Origin of the sequence: Salmonella sp. SAL4457, from assembly GCF_046548235.1 — a bacterium.
GTDB classification, from domain to species: Bacteria; Pseudomonadota; Gammaproteobacteria; order Enterobacterales; family Enterobacteriaceae; genus Salmonella; species Salmonella enterica.
On record NZ_JBGDZO010000005.1, the window covers coordinates 186,590 to 204,341 of the forward strand.

Here is a 17,752-nt window from a genome sequence, read left to right on the forward strand (position 1 = left end):
TTAATCTTTGTTTGTTAATTCTCACCGTTGTTGTAAAAGCTGGTTACCTGTATTGACGTTTTGACATTCTATTGACAGATTGTAGGGAATGAGGGGCATTTTATGGAGAATCCGCACTGCAACTCAGTCGATTATGCGAACGGAATCCCCACCTCTCACTACTGACCTGACCAGGTAAAAAACAAAAAAGGCCGGGCGGTAAAAGCCTTTGCAAAGGGCAAAACAACATACATCACAATTGGAGCAGAAGAATGAGTATTTCCTTGAAGAAGTCAGGGATGCTGAAGCTTGGTTTGAGCCTGGTGGCTATGACCGTTGCAGCAAGCGTGCAGGCCAAAACCCTGGTTTATTGTTCAGAAGGTTCGCCGGAAGGCTTTAACCCACAGCTCTTTACGTCTGGCACCACCTATGATGCCAGTTCCGTACCTATCTATAACCGTCTGGTTGAATTCAAAACCGGCACCACGGAAGTGATCCCGGGTCTTGCTGAGAAGTGGGATATCAGCGAAGACGGTAAAACCTATACGTTCCACCTACGTAAAGGGGTGAAATGGCAATCCAGCAAGGATTTCAAACCCACGCGCGAGCTGAACGCCGATGATGTCGTGTTCTCTTTTGACCGGCAGAAAAACGAGCAGAACCCGTACCATAAAGTGTCTGGCGGCAGCTATGAATACTTTGAAGGCATGGGGCTGCCGGATCTGATTAGCGAAGTGAAGAAGGTAGACGATCACACGGTGCAGTTTGTGCTGACGCGTCCGGAAGCGCCGTTCCTTGCCGATTTAGCCATGGACTTCGCCTCTATTCTTTCCAAAGAATATGCTGACAACATGCTGAAAGCCGGTACGCCGGAAAAAGTGGATCTGAACCCGGTCGGCACTGGCCCGTTCCAACTGGTGCAATATCAGAAAGACTCCCGCATTCTCTACAAAGCTTTTGACGGCTACTGGGGCACGAAGCCGCAGATCGACCGTCTGGTCTTCTCCATCACCCCTGACGCCTCTGTGCGTTACGCCAAGCTGCAGAAGAACGAATGTCAGGTGATGCCGTATCCGAACCCGGCGGATATTGCGCGCATGAAAGAAGATAAAAACATCAACCTGATGGAGCAGGCCGGTCTGAACGTGGGTTATCTCTCCTACAACGTACAGAAAAAACCGCTGGATAACGTCAAAGTTCGCCAGGCGTTGACCTATGCCGTGAATAAAGAGGCCATCATCAAAGCCGTTTATCAGGGCGCGGGCGTTGCGGCGAAAAACCTGATCCCGCCGACAATGTGGGGCTACAACGACGATATTAAAGACTACGGCTACGATCCGGAAAAAGCGAAGGCGCTGCTGAAAGAAGCCGGTCTGGAAAAAGGCTTCACCATCGATCTGTGGGCGATGCCGGTACAGCGTCCCTATAACCCGAATGCGCGTCGTATGGCGGAAATGATCCAGGCGGACTGGGCGAAGATTGGCGTTCAGGCCAAAATTGTCACCTATGAATGGGGCGAATACCTCAAGCGCGCTAAAGATGGCGAGCACCAGACGGTGATGATGGGCTGGACCGGCGATAATGGCGATCCGGATAACTTCTTCGCCACGCTGTTCAGCTGCGATGCCGCCCAGCAAGGCTCCAACTATTCAAAATGGTGCTACAAGCCGTTTGAAGACCTGATTCAGCCTGCGCGTGCGACCGATGACCACAACAAGCGTATTGAGCTCTATAAACAGGCCCAGGTTGTGATGCATGACCAGGCGCCAGCGCTGATCATCGCTCACTCCACGGTTTATGAGCCAGTGCGTAAAGAAGTTAAAGGCTATGTGGTTGATCCATTAGGCAAACATCACTTCGAAAACGTCTCTGTCGAATAATTAAAAGAGCGCTGCGCCCCGGTGTTGTGTAGGCCGGATAAGCGCAGCGCCATCCGGCGTAATGCTTTATCCGCGATGCAGTTTGCGTGGGATAAGATTTGTGAGCAATACAGACTCACGGTTCCAGGCCGTGGGTCATGAGAGAGAATTCGGGTTATGTTGCAGTTCATTCTCCGACGTTTGGGACTCGTTATCCCGACGTTTATCGGTATTACCCTTCTCACCTTTGCCTTTGTCCACATGATCCCCGGCGATCCGGTGATGATCATGGCGGGTGAGCGAGGTATTTCCCCTGAGCGTCATGCTCAACTGCTGGCTGAACTCGGTCTTGATAAACCGATGTGGCAGCAGTACCTCCATTATATCTGGGGGGTGATGCATGGCGATTTAGGCATCTCGCTGAAAAGCCGAATCCCCGTGTGGGACGAGTTTGTGCCTCGCTTTAAAGCGACGCTGGAACTTGGCGTCTGCGCCATGATTTTTGCCGTCGCCGTGGGGATTCCGGTGGGCGTGCTGGCCGCAGTGAAGCGCGGTTCTATCTTCGATCACACTGCCGTTGGCCTGGCGCTGACCGGTTACTCTATGCCTATCTTCTGGTGGGGCATGATGCTGATCATGCTGGTCTCCGTCCACTGGAACCTGACGCCGGTTTCCGGGCGCGTGAGCGATATGGTGTTCCTTGATGATACCAATCCGTTGACGGGCTTTATGCTGATCGACACCGCTATCTGGGGCGAAGAGGGTAACTTTATTGATGCGCTGGCGCATATGATCCTGCCTGCGATGGTGCTCGGCACAATCCCGCTGGCCGTCATTGTGCGTATGACCCGTTCGTCGATGCTGGAAGTGCTGGGGGAGGATTACATCCGTACCGCACGCGCCAAAGGGTTGACCAGGATGCGCGTCATTATCGTCCATGCTCTGCGTAACGCCATGCTGCCAGTCGTTACCGTGATCGGCCTGCAGGTCGGGACGCTGTTGGCGGGCGCGATTCTGACAGAAACTATCTTCTCGTGGCCCGGTCTGGGGCGCTGGCTGATCGATGCGCTGCAACGCCGCGATTATCCGGTAGTGCAGGGCGGCGTGTTACTGGTAGCGACGATGATTATTCTCGTCAACCTGCTGGTAGACCTGCTGTACGGCGTGGTGAACCCGCGTATTCGGCATAAGAAGTAAGGGGCCATCATGTCACAGGTTACTGAAAATAATGTTAATGCCGCACCGGCGCCCATGACGCCATTGCGGGAGTTCTGGCACTATTTCAAACGCAATAAAGGCGCGGTCGTCGGGCTGGCGTATGTTCTCATCGTGATCCTGATTGCGGTGTTTGCCAACTTTATTGCGCCGTACAACCCGGCAGAGCAGTTCCGCGATGCGCTGCTGGCGCCGCCGGTCTGGCAGGAAGGCGGCAGTTGGGCGCATATTCTGGGAACGGATGATGTTGGTCGCGATGTCCTCTCGCGCCTGATGTATGGCGCGCGTTTGTCACTGCTGGTCGGCTGTCTGGTGGTCGTCCTGTCGCTGGTAATGGGGATTATTCTCGGCCTGGTCGCGGGTTACTTCGGCGGTCTGGTCGATAACATCATCATGCGCGTGGTCGATATTATGCTGGCCCTGCCGAGCCTGCTGCTGGCGCTGGTGCTGGTGGCGATCTTCGGCCCCTCCATCGGCAACGCTGCGCTGGCGTTGACGTTTGTGGCGCTGCCGCACTATGTCCGCTTAACCCGCGCGGCGGTTCTGGTAGAGGTGAACCGCGATTATGTGACTGCCTCCCGCGTGGCGGGCGCAGGCGCGATGCGTCAGATGTTCGTCAATATTTTCCCGAACTGCCTTGCGCCGCTGATCGTTCAGGCGTCACTGGGCTTCTCTAACGCCATTCTCGATATGGCCGCCCTCGGCTTCCTGGGGATGGGCGCACAGCCGCCTACGCCGGAATGGGGCACCATGCTCTCTGACGTTCTGCAGTTTGCCCAAAGCGCCTGGTGGGTCGTGACCTTCCCGGGGCTGGCGATTCTGCTGACGGTACTGGCATTTAACCTGATGGGTGACGGTCTGCGTGACGCGCTCGATCCCAAACTGAAGCAGTAAGAGGTTCGAGATGGCGTTATTAAATGTAGATCAATTATCGGTGCACTTCGGCGACGAAGGGACACCGTTCAAAGCCGTCGACCGCATTAGCTACAGCGTGAAGCAGGGTGAGGTGGTCGGGATTGTCGGCGAGTCTGGTTCCGGCAAATCCGTCAGCTCGCTGGCGATTATGGGGCTTATCGATTACCCAGGCCGCGTGATGGCGGAAAACCTGCTCTTTAACGGACAGGATCTGAAGCGCATTTCCGAGAAGGAACGTCGCAACCTGGTGGGTGCTGAAGTGGCGATGATTTTCCAGGACCCGATGACCAGCCTCAATCCTTGCTATACCGTTGGCTTTCAGATTATGGAAGCCATCAAGGTACATCAGGGCGGGAACAAGAAAACCCGTCGTCAGCGAGCGATTGACCTGTTGAACCAGGTGGGTATTCCCGATCCGGCTTCTCGTCTGGATGTCTATCCGCACCAGCTTTCTGGCGGCATGAGTCAGCGCGTGATGATTGCGATGGCCATAGCCTGTCGACCAAAGCTGTTAATTGCTGATGAACCGACCACGGCGCTGGATGTGACCATTCAGGCGCAAATCATTGAGCTGCTGCTGGAGTTGCAGCAAAAAGAGAACATGGCGCTGGTGCTGATTACCCATGACCTGGCGCTGGTGGCGGAAGCGGCGCACAAAATTATCGTCATGTACGCCGGGCAGGTCGTCGAAACCGGCGCTGCGCAGGATATTTTCCGCGCGCCGCGTCATCCGTATACCCAGGCATTGCTACGTGCGTTACCAGAGTTTGCGCAAGATAAAGCGCGTCTGGCGTCGCTGCCGGGCGTGGTGCCGGGGAAATATGACCGACCGACGGGTTGTCTGCTTAACCCTCGCTGCCCCTACGCCACGGACAGATGTCGTGCGGAAGAACCTGCTCTCAACCAACTGGACGATGGACGTCAGTCAAAATGTCATTACCCACTCGATGATGCCGGGAGGCCCACACTATGAGTACGCATGAGGCCACCTTGCAACAGCCGCTGTTGCGGGCTATCGACCTGAAAAAACACTATCCGGTGAAGAAGGGGATCTTTTCTCCGGAACGGCTGGTAAAAGCGCTGGACGGCGTGTCGTTTAATCTCGAACGCGGTAAAACGCTGGCCGTAGTGGGGGAGTCCGGTTGTGGAAAATCCACACTGGGTCGCCTGCTGACGATGATTGAAACGCCAACCGGCGGCGAGCTTTATTACCAGGGGCAGGATCTGCTCAAACACGATCCGCACGCGCAGAAACTGCGGCGGCAGAAAATTCAGATTGTGTTTCAGAACCCCTACGGTTCCCTGAACCCACGCAAGAAAGTGGGGCAAATTCTGGAAGAGCCGTTGCTGATCAATACCAGCCTGAGTAAAGCGCAGCGTCGTGAAAAAGCGCTGGCGATGATGGCGAAGGTGGGGCTGAAAACCGAGCACTACGACCGCTATCCGCATATGTTCTCCGGCGGCCAGCGTCAGCGTATCGCTATCGCCCGTGGTCTGATGCTTGATCCGGACGTAGTGATTGCCGACGAACCGGTCTCCGCGCTCGACGTGTCGGTGCGCGCCCAGGTGCTGAACCTGATGATGGATTTGCAACAGGATATGGGGCTGTCTTATGTCTTTATCTCGCACGACCTGTCGGTGGTGGAACACATCGCCGATGAAGTAATGGTCATGTACTTAGGCCGCTGCGTGGAGAAAGGGACCAAAGAGCAGATTTTTAACAATCCACGTCATCCCTATACCCAGGCGTTGCTCTCCGCCACGCCACGGCTGAATCCGGACGATCGCCGTGAGCGGATTAAGCTGACCGGCGAGTTGCCGAGCCCGCTGAACCCGCCGCCGGGCTGCGCCTTCAACGCCCGCTGCAGCCGTCGCTTCGGACCCTGTACGCAGTTACAGCCGCAGCTTAAAGAGTACGACGGCCAGTTGGTGGCCTGCTTTGCCGTCGATCAGGATGAAAATCCGCAGAAACCGCTGAGTTAATTGCGTTTTATGCCGGATGGCGGCTGCGCCTTATCAAGCCTACACCGTACCTGTAGGCCTGGTAAGCGTAGCGCCACCGGGCATGGCTCTCCGGTACGACTTATTCAATCAATTTTAATAACGGCGACAGGCACAACAATATTCCATATAACAGAATAAGCCAGGTTTTCAGGCCGCGTAATTTTTCCAGTTGCGCTACTTTATAAATCAGGAAAAAGGGAATAATACACGCGACAATGCCATAAAGCGGACTGCCTAACTGGAAAAAGACCAATACTGAGACGCGAAACGAAACCCAAATAACCAGAGTAACCACGATAAAGACACAGATTCCAGATGTCAGTAACAGTGGGTTGACGTTTTTGACATCCATAATACGACTCAATACATTCAGTACAATACCTTTAAGCGCTTCGTGAAAACCTAAATAAATACCAAAGAACGCGGTAAGTACGGCAAAAATATTGAGGATGGTAGAGGTAATGTGGATGATATGGCCAGGGATTACCTGAGCTGCCAGCGCAAGGGCGGAAATATTCTGCTCGAATGCTGATACCGCCTCTTCATGACTAATCGAAAAGGTAAACGAGAACGAGAAAAAGAGAATAATGGCAATCAGCGTAATATAGCTAATGCGATGCGTGCGAATCGCCATCCGGGTGGCCAGCACACGGTCAGGTTCGCGCTTACGATAGGCGATGTTCATTGGGTTTAGCACCTGAATGAAGACCGCAGAAAAGAAGCAAAATGGGATAGTGAGCAGTACGTCGCGAAAGAAAACCGATGCGGCGGGAAAGGCGGAAATATTATCAAGATTCCAGTGTGGGATCATCGCGAAACCGAATATCAGAATGATCCCGACTTTTACCACCACCATCGGGCCGGAAATTTTAAATAATAACTTTTCCCCGCCGGAGGCAATCGCCACCAGCACGGCGAAAATCGCGACTTTATAGATAATAGACTGCGAAAGATCGACCTCAGTAAGGCCGAAGGTTTTGATATAGGAGGCGCTATCAAACACCACCGACAGGGAATAAATAAACACCCCGTGGATAATCATAAGAAAATAGATTACACCGAGAAAAATGCCCCAGTTTTTGCCAAGATAGTGACTGATAATATCCGTATAATCGTCACAGGTTTCGCTTTCAGATAACGTTTTTAGATAAATATCCTGCACAATATAGGTAGCGGGATAGGCGATGATAAAAGCGGTAATAAATACCCAGATCCCCTTGAGACCGATTTGCACTGGCATTAAGACGGTACCGGCGCCGATCGCCATACCGATACACAAGAGCACCCAGCCAAAATCATATTTTGTAAACGGTAATCTCGTTGAAAGCGATGTGGTCGTAGCGTTACTGTTATTTAATGGTAATGTGTCGTCCTGCATAGAGCCCCCTGCCCAAAATATAGGCAGCTCTCTCATAAAGAATGCTGCCTATAACCAGGCTATAGTGCCTTGATACCCGATGCGGCAAACCGGTGACAGCGGTTCGCCGAGCAATCGTCAGAATGCTGCTTTTCTGCTGGCGCGTTCAAGGTCATGAATAATATCGTCGGGATCTTCAGGTCCCGCTGAAAGACGGATAAGTTCGTCGGTAATACCTGCTTTTAGCCATTCCTCTGGCGCAACAGGCGAATATGTCATAGACGCAGGATGCTGAACGAGGGTTTCGGTATCACCGGGACTGGCCGCGAGGAGGCATAATTTACAGAATTGAGCGGCTGACTGCCAGCCTCAGAAATGCTGAATGTATTCTGGCAAATAAAAGTAATCGTCTGCGAAGCGTCACGCAGATTGCACGTTAGCGCCGTGCCGGGACGGGGATTTTGCCGTAATATCAGCAGCAAGCCGGGTTTACCCGGTGAGGCGCAATGTTGCGGGGGCTTGATCCCCGGCGGCATAGGTTGCTGGATAGAGAAAACCCCCGCACGTTGACTGGTATAAACCTGGCAACCTGACGGGGGCTAACTTGAACCTCAACACATCAAGGATAGCCGCGAACGGTTGCCATTGCAACAAGGCGGCTATATGACGCTTACGCAGTTGGGCGTGGCCTTCTGGCACGATCTGGCGGCGCCGATCATTGCTGGCATTATCGCCAGTGTGATCGTCAACTGGCTACGTGACAGGAAGTAACGCGTTTTGAGCGTCTGTCCGCCGTAATGGCAACATGCGCCCGAACCAGGCCGCAGGGGAAACCTTGCGGCCTTTTTCGGTTTACTGCGGGTAAGGCACCCAGTCGCCGCCATTCAGACGAACGTAGGGCTTACCCTGATACTGAATCACCACCGCATTAGCGTTTTCTGAAACCGGCGCGGTTTGCGGCAGATTGCTGGTCAGCTTGTTCCAGTTCACACTGTCTTCGGTAAAGAGCTTACCGTCCACGGCGCGTACGACCAGTTCGGAAATCGCCAGGTAGCTGCTCGGCTGGTTAATATCAATCGGCGCGCCCTCATGCGGGGCTTTCATGCCAAAAAATTTCACGCCCGCCGGGACGTTGGTGATGGAGGGGCTGGGAATATCGCGCAGGCCTGAGATCTGCATTCTGTCGCCCTTCAGCGCGCCGCCGTGCTCCGGTACGACGACTACCATCACCTTACGCCCGGATTTCTCCAGTTCGGTAAAGAAGGCGTCCAGTTCATCGAACAGTTTCTGCGCGCGGATTTTATAATCCGCCGTTTTGCTGACGCCGGGGAAGTGGTTGCCATCGTGCAGCGGCAGCAGGTTAAAGAAAGTCGCGGAGCGGGAATTGGCTTCACGTTCTTCCCCTGTCAACCAGCGGTTCAGGACCGCCAGATCGTCATATACCGGCGAGCCGTCGAATGACAGCAGGGCGGTTGGCAGGCCGGACTGGTTCATCAGTTCGCTCTGCATACCGCCGTTTTCGCGAACTTCTTTCAGGAAGCCGCCAAATTCACCGTTATGATCCATCATCAGATGCTGAGTAAAGCCCAGTTTCGCCAGATTATCAAACAGATAACATTCGTTATCGGCTGGTTGATAAAGTCGGGTATGCGAAGGTTGACCACAGCTGGCGCGCAGCAGACGAATGGCCGCCGGGCCGCTGTAAGACGTACCGGAATTAAAGTGTTTAAACAAAATGTCAAAGTGCGACCATAGCGGATGTGACATCAAGCCTGCCGCTTCGACATCCGACCAGGAGAGCGAACAAATATTGATGACCAATAGGTCGAACGGCTGCGCATCAGGCGGAAGCTGCGCCGGGAACGTCGTTTTCCGCTTTTCTTCCGCGGCATAGAAGGTGTTCAACCAGGCGTTCAGATTCGCGGTCGTCGGCGGCGCGGTTTGCGCAGGCATATCGCCGATGACCGGCTTATCGCCCGCTGTCGCGACGGTAGCGGCTGCATTACCGCCAGTCGTCGTCACCGTATCGGTTGGCTGGCCTGCCGGCCACAGCGTAAAAACCGGGCCGGTTAATGTCAGGACATTCAGCCATACCATGATGGCGACCACAAACACCGTGACCCGAATCCACTGTGATAAAAAAAGCCAGGCAACCAGCAGTACGAAGATGGCGCCGATCATTTGCCAGTTAATAAAACGGGCGATCAGATCGAGCAGATAACCGGAGCTGAATTCCGCCACCTGCGTCCCCTGGCTCATAATGCTTTGCGGGCCGGGCAGCCAGGTATCATGCCAGAACAGCGCGAAGCCGACGGGAATGGCAATCCAGTGGCGCAACCGGTGAAGGCGATACTTTGGTATTGGCATGAGCAGAAACGCCATGAATACCAGATTCAGTAAAGGATGAAAATTCAGATAGCCTGCCCACAGCAGGCCAAACTTGACCAGAAAATAGAAGTTCCAGCCGGAAAGACCGCGCCAGTACTGCCAGAGCGGAGAAGGCATTGAAGGAGTTTGAGTATGCTGAGTCATTTTTTGTCTGCCTTGACTTTCGTAGCGCGGCGCAGAGTTCCGGCTGGTTTTACATAACGAGGTTTGGCAAATAGCAGCCGGGTCGTATCACTGATACGGCGTAGCGAATGACGCGCCAGATACCCCAGCGGAAAGAAAATCAGCGCGCAAAAAAGAATAATTTGCACGATATCGCTGATGGTCATCATGATGCACGCTCCGCGGTGTCGTCGAGCAGTCGCAGGGGTTCTGGAATACGACGCCAGATGCGGCCATCGTGTTCGGCATTTATTACCGGGTCGGCGCGTTTTGCCAGCGGTAGCGGCGTTCCCCACAGTTCCGGCGACAATAAGCGCATCTGCACCAGCTCGGCGCTGATTTGTTTATCTTCGAACCAGACCATACGATTAGAGAAAATATCGCCCGTCGGCAAAGGGAAAATATGGTTTAACGCGGTATCCAGATCGTTGACCCGGCAGAATGATAAAAACAGCACCAGACGGTTGCCGCCGATGGTCATAATATCGCCGGTTCGGTTTGGCCGACATAATGTTAACGCCTGCTCAACCCGAATGCCCGGCACCGGGCGCAGCGCGACCAGAACGCCTTTCCCGTCGGCGGGGAGCAGGGTGTTGCTCATCATCGTATGGATGGCATCGCAGAAGATATCCCACGGCTGAAAACCGCGCAGTTTCAACGGCTGCGTCATTGACAGTAGCGTGGTGATGTCTTCCGGTACGTAACGGCTGAACTGCTGTCCCTGCACGCTTTCAATAAGCGTCAGGCAGCGTGAAAGCGGGGCGTTCCAGGGAATGATCATATTCGCGCCGCAGCCCAGCAGCAGGCGCTCATCGGTGGCGCGCAAACTGGCGATATTTTCGCGCACGACAATTTTCAGCGCGCTTCCCCGCTGGCGCCGCAAAGTATGAATGCGACGAGCAAGCGGCTCGATTTGGTTGTTCTGTGTAAGCGAAAAAATAATTGTCGCGGCCTGCGCCGTGCGCGCGTCGTTGAATAGCGCTTCGTTATTGTCGAAAAGCGTCCAGTGTTCCGAGAGCGGCGGCGCGCCTTCAAGGACGGCGACGTGGCTAAGAATGCGTTTTTCATCGCTACGCGGCTGAATTGCCGTCTCCTCCTGATGGGATAGCGTCCAGCGTTCGTCCTGCTGACACAGCAATAACTGCTGTCGGGCGCTGACGCCTTTTTCGTTACACCAGAAGGCAATATCGAACAAATGTTGGTCGCCCTGAAAACGTAAACTGGCGAGGCCGAAAAGTGAGCGATACTCGCCCATCAACAACGAGGACTGTTTATCGCTATTATTACAAGGGTTAATAACCAACAATGAACAGTGATGAAAACGAGTCCATTTATTCATTTTTTCCAGCCATTTATGCAGGCTTTCTGACGTTATATTCCGCCACGTGTTATTTGCACAAATAAGAATGAAAAAGTAATGCGTCGGGTTAACAGAACAAAGCAAATCGTGGGGCAAAGAGTATAGCCCTTTTTCTGAATCCGGCATGGCAAATAAGCGGATTTTCTCCGGACCGTGAGATTCATCTAATTTGATTACTTTGCCAGGATCGCCTTCCATGCCGATGACGGCGACATTTGCATTCTCCGTTTGTGACGCAATCGTTTGATTCACCAGGCTGATGGCATCTTGCTGGCGATCGGCGTTAACCCACCAGACGCCGCCGGTTGGCATATGGCGCAGTTCATCCCATAATGATGAGATGCCGAGAGAAAATACGGGGTCCACAGTGTCCCTCATGTCACTATTTTAACTGTTTATCAGTTTACTAGCGAAAGCACAGAAATAAACCTAACATTGAAATTAAAACGCATCAGATTTAGCATGTGAATCAATTTGTCCGGCAGGATGCCCTGTAACTCTGCGCTTTGCATTTTTACACATTATAAATGATGTCACGGAAAGATGAAAAATGCGCGTTCTCCCGTATTGACGACGGGGCGTAATGCTGCCAGTGAGAAATATTTAAAAAGGAGCAACCAGAATGTATAACAATGAACCTGGCGCTCAGTCCGATCCAACGTTGGGCTACACTTTTCAAAATGATTTTCTGGCATTAAGCCAGGCGTTTTCACTACCCGAAATAGATTATACCGATATTTCCCAACGCGAACAGTTGGCGGCGGCGATTAAAAGATGGCCACTCCTGGCTGAATTTGCGCAACCACATTCATTAAGGAAGCCATGAATGGCGATTCTGGGACTGCAGGGCGTGCGCGGCGGGGTGGGAACCACATCTCTCACCGCAGCACTCGCCTGGGCGTTACAAATCTTAGGGGAAAATGTCCTGGTGATTGACGCCAGCCCCGATAACCTGCTGCGCATGTCGTTTAACGTCGACTTCGTCCATCAGGGCGGTTGGGCGCGATCGTTGCTGGACGGCCAGGACTGGCGCGATGCCGGGTTACGTTATACCTCACAGCTTGATCTACTGCCGTTTGGACAGCTCACCGCGCAAGAGCGGGAAAATCCGCAGGCCTGGCAGGAGACGCTGGGAGAGATCGGATCGGCTATCCAGGCGCTGAAAGCGAGCGGGCGTTATAGCTGGATTTTACTGGACTTGCCCTACGGCGCGTTACCGCTGACACGGCAGCTGGTGAGCCTCTGCGACCATACGCTGGCGATAGCCCAGGTTGACGCTAACTGCCATATTCGCCTTCATCAGCAGGCGTTGCCTGCCGGAGCGTATATTCTGATCAATGACTTACGCATTGGCAGTCAGTTACAGGACGATCTGTACCAGGTCTGGCTGCAAAGCCAGCGCCGGTTGCTGCCCATTGTGATCCATCGCGATGAGGCGATGGCGGAGTGCATGGCGTCGAAACAGCCGTTAGGCGAATATCGCAGCGATTCGTTAGCCGCCGAAGAGGTGTTAACGCTGGCGAACTGGTGCCTGCTGCATGATGCGGGCGACAAAACGTCCGCCGGGAGCCTGCGATGAGCGCCCTTTCCCGGTGGCTGCTTATCCCGCCGGTTAGCGCGCGTTTGAGCGAGCGCTATCAGGGTTACCGCCGCCACGGCGCGTCGCCGTTTAGCGCAGCGCTCGGCTGCCTGTGGATGATTCTGGCGTGGATAGTGTTTCCGCTTGAGCATCCGCGCTGGCAGCGTATTCGCGACGGGCATAAAGCGCTTTACCCGCATATTAACGCCGCCCGCCCGCGCCCGCTGGACCCGGCCCGTTACCTCATTCAGACCCTCTGGCTGGTGATGATCTCGTCGGCTAAAGAACGTCATGAACCGCGCTGGCGGTCATTTGCGCGCCTGAAGGACGTTCGTGGACGTTACCATCAATGGATGGATACCTTACCGGAACGGGTGCGCCAAAAGACAACGCATCTGGAAAAGGAAAAAGAGCTGGGACATCTTAGCAACGGCGCCCGGCGTTTTATTCTGGGCGTTATCGTGACCTTTTCACTGATACTGGCGCTGATCTGTATTACGCAGCCATTTAACCCGCTATCGCAATTTATCTTTCTGCTGTTGCTGTGGGGCGTTGCGCTGTTGGTACGACGTATGCCGGGACGCTTTTCCGCGCTGATGCTCATCGTGCTGTCGTTAACGGTCTCCTGTCGTTATATCTGGTGGCGCTATACCTCGACGCTAAATTGGGACGACCCGGTCAGTCTGGTGTGCGGGCTGATTCTGCTGTTTGCGGAAACCTACGCCTGGATTGTGCTGGTGCTGGGGTACTTCCAGGTGGTGTGGCCGTTAAATCGTCAACCGGTGCCGTTGCCGAAAGAAATGTCGCAGTGGCCGACGGTGGATATTTTTGTACCGACCTATAACGAAGACCTTAATGTGGTCAAAAATACCATTTACGCTTCGCTTGGCATTGACTGGCCGAAGGACAAGCTGAATATCTGGATCCTTGATGACGGCGGGCGTGAATCATTTCGTCATTTTGCCCGACATGTTGGCGTGCATTACATTGCCCGCACCACGCATGAACACGCCAAAGCCGGCAACATCAACAATGCGCTAAAACACGCGAAAGGCGAGTTTGTGGCGATCTTCGATTGCGACCATGTGCCGACACGCTCGTTTCTGCAAATGACAATGGGCTGGTTCCTGAAAGAAAAACAGCTGGCGATGATGCAGACGCCGCATCATTTCTTCTCCCCGGACCCGTTTGAGCGCAACCTGGGACGTTTTCGTAAAACGCCTAACGAAGGCACGCTGTTTTACGGACTGGTGCAGGACGGTAACGATATGTGGGACGCCACTTTCTTTTGCGGATCGTGCGCGGTGATTCGCCGTAAGCCGCTGGATGAGATTGGCGGTATCGCCGTTGAGACGGTGACGGAAGATGCGCATACTTCGCTCCGGCTGCACCGGCGAGGTTATACCTCAGCGTATATGCGCATTCCGCAGGCGGCGGGGCTGGCGACGGAAAGCCTGTCGGCGCATATCGGGCAGCGTATTCGTTGGGCGCGGGGTATGGTGCAAATTTTCCGCCTCGATAACCCTCTGTTTGGTAAAGGCTTAAAACTGGCGCAGCGGCTGTGCTACCTCAACGCGATGTTCCATTTCTTGTCCGGCATTCCGCGCCTGATCTTTCTGACCGCGCCGCTGGCTTTTCTGCTGCTGCACGCCTATATCATTTATGCGCCTGCGTTGATGATTGCGCTATTTGTGATACCGCACATGGTCCACGCCAGCCTGACTAACTCGAAGATTCAGGGCAAGTATCGTCACTCTTTCTGGAGTGAAATCTATGAAACGGTACTGGCATGGTATATCGCACCGCCGACTCTGGTCGCGTTGATCAATCCGCACAAAGGGAAATTTAACGTCACGGCGAAAGGCGGGCTGGTGGAAGAGAAGTACGTCGACTGGGTAATCTCGCGTCCGTATATCTTCCTTGTCTTGCTTAACCTGCTCGGCGTGGCGGCGGGCGTATGGCGATACTATTACGGGCCGGAAAATGAAACGCTGACCGTCATCGTTAGCCTGGTGTGGGTCTTCTACAACCTGGTCATTCTCGGCGGCGCGGTTGCGGTTTCGGTAGAGAGTAAACAGGTCAGACGCGCGCATCGGGTCGAAATTGCCATGCCGGGGGCCATCGCCCGCGAAGATGGACATTTATTCTCCTGTACCGTACATGACTTCTCCGACGGCGGGTTAGGCATCAAGATCAACGGTCAGGCGCAGGTGCTGGAAGGGCAGAAAGTGAATCTGTTGCTTAAACGCGGGCAGCAGGAATATGTCTTTCCAACGCAGGTGGTGCGCGTAACGGGCAATGAGGTCGGGCTGCAACTGATGCCGCTCACCACCAAACAACATATTGATTTTGTGCAGTGTACCTTCGCGCGCGCCGATACGTGGGCGCTTTGGCAAGATAGCTTCCCGGAAGATAAACCGCTGGAAAGCTTGCTGGATATTCTGAAGCTGGGCTTCCGCGGATATCGCCACCTCGCGGAGTTCGCGCCGCCTTCAGTAAAAGTAATTTTCCGATCGTTGACGGCGTTAATTGCCTGGATTGTATCGTTTATTCCGCGTCGCCCGGAGCGGCAAGCGGCGATACAGCCGTCGGATCGGGTTATGGCTCAGGCTCAACAATGATGATAATGCGATGAAAAGAAAATTGTCCTGGATGTGTGCGGCGGTAATAGGATTAAGCGCGTTTCCTGCTTTCATGACGGCGGCGGCGCCTGCTACGCCGCCATTGATCAATGCTGAACCCACCGAGCCTGCGCCGTCGCCCGCAACTGAGGCGCCCGTCGTGGCGCAGACCGCGCCTTCGCGCGAGGTCAAGCTGACCTTTGCGCAAATCGCGCCGCCGCCGGGTAGTATGGCGCTGCGTGGCGTTAACCCTAACGGCGGCATTGAATTTGGTATGCGCAGCGATGAAGTGGCGTCGAAAGCGGTGCTGAATCTGGAATATACGCCCTCGCCGTCGCTCCTGCCGGTTCAGTCGCAGCTCAAGGTTTATCTCAATGATGAACTGATGGGCGTACTGCCGGTGACAAAAGAGCAGTTGGGGAAAAAGACGCTGGCGCAGGTACCTATCAATCCGCTATTTATCACCGACTTTAACCGGGTGCGGCTGGAGTTTGTCGGCCACTATCGCGACGTGTGTGAAAACCCGGCCAGCAGTACTCTGTGGTTAGACATCGGGCGAAATAGCGCCCTGGATCTGACCTATAACATGCTGGCGGTGAATAACGATCTGTCCCACTTCCCGGTGCCGTTTTTCGATCCGCGGGATAACCGTCCAGTGACGTTGCCGATAGTGTTTGCTGATATGCCGGATCTGGCGCAGCAGCAGGCGGCTTCTATTGTCGCGTCCTGGTTTGGATCGCGGGCGGGCTGGCGCGGTCAGCGCTTCCCGGTGTTGTATAATCACCTGCCGGATCGCAATGCGATCGTGTTCGCCACCAACGATCGACGCCCCGATTTCCTGCGCGATCATCCTGCGGTTAACGCGCCGGTTATCGAGATGATGAGCCATCCGGATAATCCGTATGTGAAGTTGCTGGTCGTGTTTGGCCGTGATGATAAAGACCTGTTGCAAGCGGCAAAAGGTATCGCGCAAGGGAATATTCTCTTCCGTGGTTCCAGCGTGGTGGTCAACGATGTAAAACCGCTGCTGGCGCGCAAACCGTATGATGCGCCGAACTGGGTGCGTACCGATCGCCCGGTCACTTTTGGCGAGCTGAAAACCTATGAAGAGCAGCTCCAGTCGAGTGGGCTGGAGCCGGCGCCCATCAACGTTTCTTTGAATCTGCCGCCGGACCTCTATTTGCTGCGTAGCAACGGTATTGATATGGATCTCAACTACCGTTATACCTCGCCGCCGACTAAAGACAGTTCACGGCTGGATATCAGTCTGAATAACCAGTTTCTGCAAGCCTTTAGCCTTAACAGCACGCAGGAAACTAATCGACTCCTGTTGCGCCTGCCGGTACTTCAGGGACTGCTGGATGGTAAAACGGATGTGTCTATTCCAGCGCTCAAACTGGGGGCGATGAACCAACTACGTTTTGACTTCCGCTACATGAACCCGATGCCGGGCGGGTCGGTGGACAACTGTATTACCTTCCAGCCGGTACCGAATCATGTGGTGATAGGGGATGACTCCACTATCGATTTTTCGAAATATTACCACTTTATCGCGATGCCGGATTTACGCGCGTTCGCCAATGCGGGTTTCCCGTTCAGCCGGATGGCCGACCTGTCTGACACGCTGGCGGTGATGCCGAAGACCCCAACCGAAGCGCAAATGGAAACGCTGCTGAATACGGTCGGCGCCATTGGCGGACAGACCGGTTTCCCGGCAATTAATCTGACAATCACCGATGATAGCGCTCAGATAGCCGACAAAGACGCCGATCTGCTGATTATTGGCGCTATTCCGGGCAAGCTAAAAGATGATAAGCGTATCGATCTGTTGGTGCAGGCGACACAAAGCTGGGTAAAAACCCCGATGCGGCAGACCGCTTTCCCGTCGATTATGCCGGATGAGGCCGATCGCGCGGCGGATGCGCAGTCCACCGTCACCGCCAGCGGCCCGATGGCGGCGGTAGTGGGCTTCCAGTCGCCGTTTAATGATCAGCGCAGCGTGATTGCTCTGCTGGCTGACAGCCCGCGCGGCTACCAGCTACTGAACGACGCCGTGAACGACAGCGGTAAACGCGCCGCGATGTTTGGTTCCGTGGCGGTGATCCGCGAGTCCGGCGTTCACAGTCTGCGCGTTGGCGATATCTATTACGTCGGACATCTGCCGTGGTTTGAGCGGCTGTGGTATGCGCTGGCGAATCACCCGGTGCTGCTGGCGGTACTGGCGGCCCTCAGTGTGGTATTACTGGCGTGGGTATTGTGGCGTCTGCTACGTATTCTCAGTCGCCGTCGTCTCGACCCTGACCATGAGTAACG

14 protein-coding genes and 1 pseudogene are annotated in these 17,752 nt (G+C 54.3%); 10 read left to right on the forward strand and 5 right to left on the reverse strand.

Translation table 11 applies throughout. The annotated features are described in order from the left end of the window. The first annotated feature begins 251 nt into the window (after positions 1–251). The 5 genes from dppA (at position 252) to dppF (ending at position 5,951) form a co-directional block, all read left to right on the forward strand. Positions 252–1,859: a dipeptide ABC transporter periplasmic-binding protein DppA gene (gene dppA, locus ACLJNW_RS17065; RefSeq protein WP_000028049.1), complete on the forward strand. Its 1,608-nt coding sequence runs from the start codon at positions 252–254 to the stop codon at positions 1,857–1,859. Between the two features lie 156 nt (positions 1,860–2,015). After that, positions 2,016–3,035, forward strand: a complete 1,020-nt coding sequence (gene dppB / locus ACLJNW_RS17070; protein ID WP_000938843.1) for a dipeptide ABC transporter permease DppB — start codon at positions 2,016–2,018, stop codon at positions 3,033–3,035. Positions 3,036–3,044: 9 nt separating this feature from the next. Next, a complete protein-coding gene (dppC, locus tag ACLJNW_RS17075) occupies positions 3,045–3,947 on the forward strand; it encodes a dipeptide ABC transporter permease DppC (RefSeq protein WP_000084690.1) in 903 nt (300 codons plus the stop codon). 10 nt (positions 3,948–3,957) lie between these two features. After that, a complete protein-coding gene (gene dppD / locus ACLJNW_RS17080) occupies positions 3,958–4,941 on the forward strand; it encodes a dipeptide ABC transporter ATP-binding protein (RefSeq protein WP_001196509.1) in 984 nt (327 codons plus the stop codon). Next, on the forward strand, positions 4,938–5,951 hold the full coding sequence (dppF, locus tag ACLJNW_RS17085) for a dipeptide ABC transporter ATP-binding subunit DppF (protein WP_000103563.1): 1,014 nt from the start codon (positions 4,938–4,940) through the stop codon (positions 5,949–5,951). Before dppD ends, dppF begins: the two co-directional genes overlap by 4 nt. Before the next feature lie 100 nt (positions 5,952–6,051). Here the strand turns inward: dppF and ACLJNW_RS17090 are convergent, their stop codons facing one another. Then, the gene (locus tag ACLJNW_RS17090; protein ID WP_001150184.1) at positions 6,052–7,350 is read right to left on the reverse strand and encodes an aromatic amino acid transport family protein; all 1,299 of its coding nucleotides are present in this window, start codon (positions 7,348–7,350) and stop codon (positions 6,052–6,054) included. Positions 7,351–7,467: 117 nt separating this feature from the next. Continuing rightward, positions 7,468–7,620, reverse strand: a pseudogene (locus ACLJNW_RS17095) (PLP-dependent transferase); the annotation flags it as partial. A 372-nt stretch (positions 7,621–7,992) separates the two neighbouring features. On the opposite strand from ACLJNW_RS17095, the gene ACLJNW_RS17100 reads away from it, so the two are divergent. After that, entirely contained in the window at positions 7,993–8,100 is a 108-nt protein-coding gene (locus tag ACLJNW_RS17100) for a type I toxin-antitoxin system toxin Ldr family protein (protein ID WP_001537650.1), read from the forward strand. 81 nt (positions 8,101–8,181) lie between these two features. On the opposite strand, the gene bcsG is transcribed toward ACLJNW_RS17100, so the two are convergent. From bcsG to bcsE, 3 genes are read right to left on the reverse strand one after another with little or no spacing between them, the layout of a single operon-like run. Then, the gene (gene bcsG, locus ACLJNW_RS17105; protein ID WP_000192022.1) at positions 8,182–9,861 is read right to left on the reverse strand and encodes a cellulose biosynthesis protein BcsG; all 1,680 of its coding nucleotides are present in this window, start codon (positions 9,859–9,861) and stop codon (positions 8,182–8,184) included. Next, entirely contained in the window at positions 9,858–10,049 is a 192-nt protein-coding gene (gene bcsF, locus ACLJNW_RS17110; protein ID WP_000988321.1) for a cellulose biosynthesis protein BcsF, read from the reverse strand. Before bcsF ends, bcsG begins: the two co-directional genes overlap by 4 nt. After that, a complete protein-coding gene (gene bcsE / locus ACLJNW_RS17115) occupies positions 10,046–11,617 on the reverse strand; it encodes a cellulose biosynthesis c-di-GMP-binding protein BcsE (RefSeq protein ID WP_001205758.1) in 1,572 nt (523 codons plus the stop codon). Before bcsE ends, bcsF begins: the two co-directional genes overlap by 4 nt. 244 nt (positions 11,618–11,861) lie before the next feature. On the opposite strand from bcsE, the gene bcsR reads away from it, so the two are divergent. From bcsR to bcsB, 4 genes are read left to right on the forward strand one after another with little or no spacing between them, the layout of a single operon-like run. Beyond that, entirely contained in the window at positions 11,862–12,065 is a 204-nt protein-coding gene (gene bcsR / locus ACLJNW_RS17120; protein WP_000282616.1) for a cellulose biosynthesis protein BcsR, read from the forward strand. Then, positions 12,066–12,818: a cellulose biosynthesis protein BcsQ gene (gene bcsQ / locus ACLJNW_RS17125; protein WP_023204142.1), complete on the forward strand. Its 753-nt coding sequence runs from the start codon at positions 12,066–12,068 to the stop codon at positions 12,816–12,818. Beyond that, complete coding sequence (bcsA, locus tag ACLJNW_RS17130; RefSeq protein ID WP_023204141.1) at positions 12,815–15,439, forward strand: UDP-forming cellulose synthase catalytic subunit; 2,625 nt, start codon at positions 12,815–12,817, stop codon at positions 15,437–15,439. The genes bcsQ and bcsA overlap by 4 nt, the downstream gene beginning before the upstream one ends. A 10-nt stretch (positions 15,440–15,449) precedes the next feature. Continuing rightward, complete coding sequence (gene bcsB / locus ACLJNW_RS17135) at positions 15,450–17,750, forward strand: cellulose biosynthesis cyclic di-GMP-binding regulatory protein BcsB (protein WP_000823812.1); 2,301 nt, start codon at positions 15,450–15,452, stop codon at positions 17,748–17,750. Positions 17,751–17,752: the final 2 nt, after the last annotated feature.

What these genes read in the sequence shown, in the direction of transcription:
- dppA (WP_000028049.1), top strand. Translation starts at nt 252, where the DNA reads ATGAGTATTTCCTTGAAGAAGTCAGGGATGCTGAAGCTTGGTTTGAGC.
- dppB (WP_000938843.1), top strand. Translation starts at nt 2,016, where the DNA reads ATGTTGCAGTTCATTCTCCGACGTTTGGGACTCGTTATCCCGACGTTT.
- dppC (WP_000084690.1), top strand. Translation starts at nt 3,045, where the DNA reads ATGTCACAGGTTACTGAAAATAATGTTAATGCCGCACCGGCGCCCATG.
- dppD (WP_001196509.1), top strand. Translation starts at nt 3,958, where the DNA reads ATGGCGTTATTAAATGTAGATCAATTATCGGTGCACTTCGGCGACGAA.
- dppF (WP_000103563.1), top strand. Translation starts at nt 4,938, where the DNA reads ATGAGTACGCATGAGGCCACCTTGCAACAGCCGCTGTTGCGGGCTATC.
- ACLJNW_RS17090 (WP_001150184.1), bottom strand. Translation starts at nt 7,350, where the DNA reads ATGCAGGACGACACATTACCATTAAATAACAGTAACGCTACGACCACA.
- ACLJNW_RS17100 (WP_001537650.1), top strand. Translation starts at nt 7,993, where the DNA reads ATGACGCTTACGCAGTTGGGCGTGGCCTTCTGGCACGATCTGGCGGCG.
- bcsG (WP_000192022.1), bottom strand. Translation starts at nt 9,861, where the DNA reads ATGACTCAGCATACTCAAACTCCTTCAATGCCTTCTCCGCTCTGGCAG.
- bcsF (WP_000988321.1), bottom strand. Translation starts at nt 10,049, where the DNA reads ATGATGACCATCAGCGATATCGTGCAAATTATTCTTTTTTGCGCGCTG.
- bcsE (WP_001205758.1), bottom strand. Translation starts at nt 11,617, where the DNA reads ATGAGGGACACTGTGGACCCCGTATTTTCTCTCGGCATCTCATCATTA.
- bcsR (WP_000282616.1), top strand. Translation starts at nt 11,862, where the DNA reads ATGTATAACAATGAACCTGGCGCTCAGTCCGATCCAACGTTGGGCTAC.
- bcsQ (WP_023204142.1), top strand. Translation starts at nt 12,066, where the DNA reads ATGGCGATTCTGGGACTGCAGGGCGTGCGCGGCGGGGTGGGAACCACA.
- bcsA (WP_023204141.1), top strand. Translation starts at nt 12,815, where the DNA reads ATGAGCGCCCTTTCCCGGTGGCTGCTTATCCCGCCGGTTAGCGCGCGT.
- bcsB (WP_000823812.1), top strand. Translation starts at nt 15,450, where the DNA reads ATGAAAAGAAAATTGTCCTGGATGTGTGCGGCGGTAATAGGATTAAGC.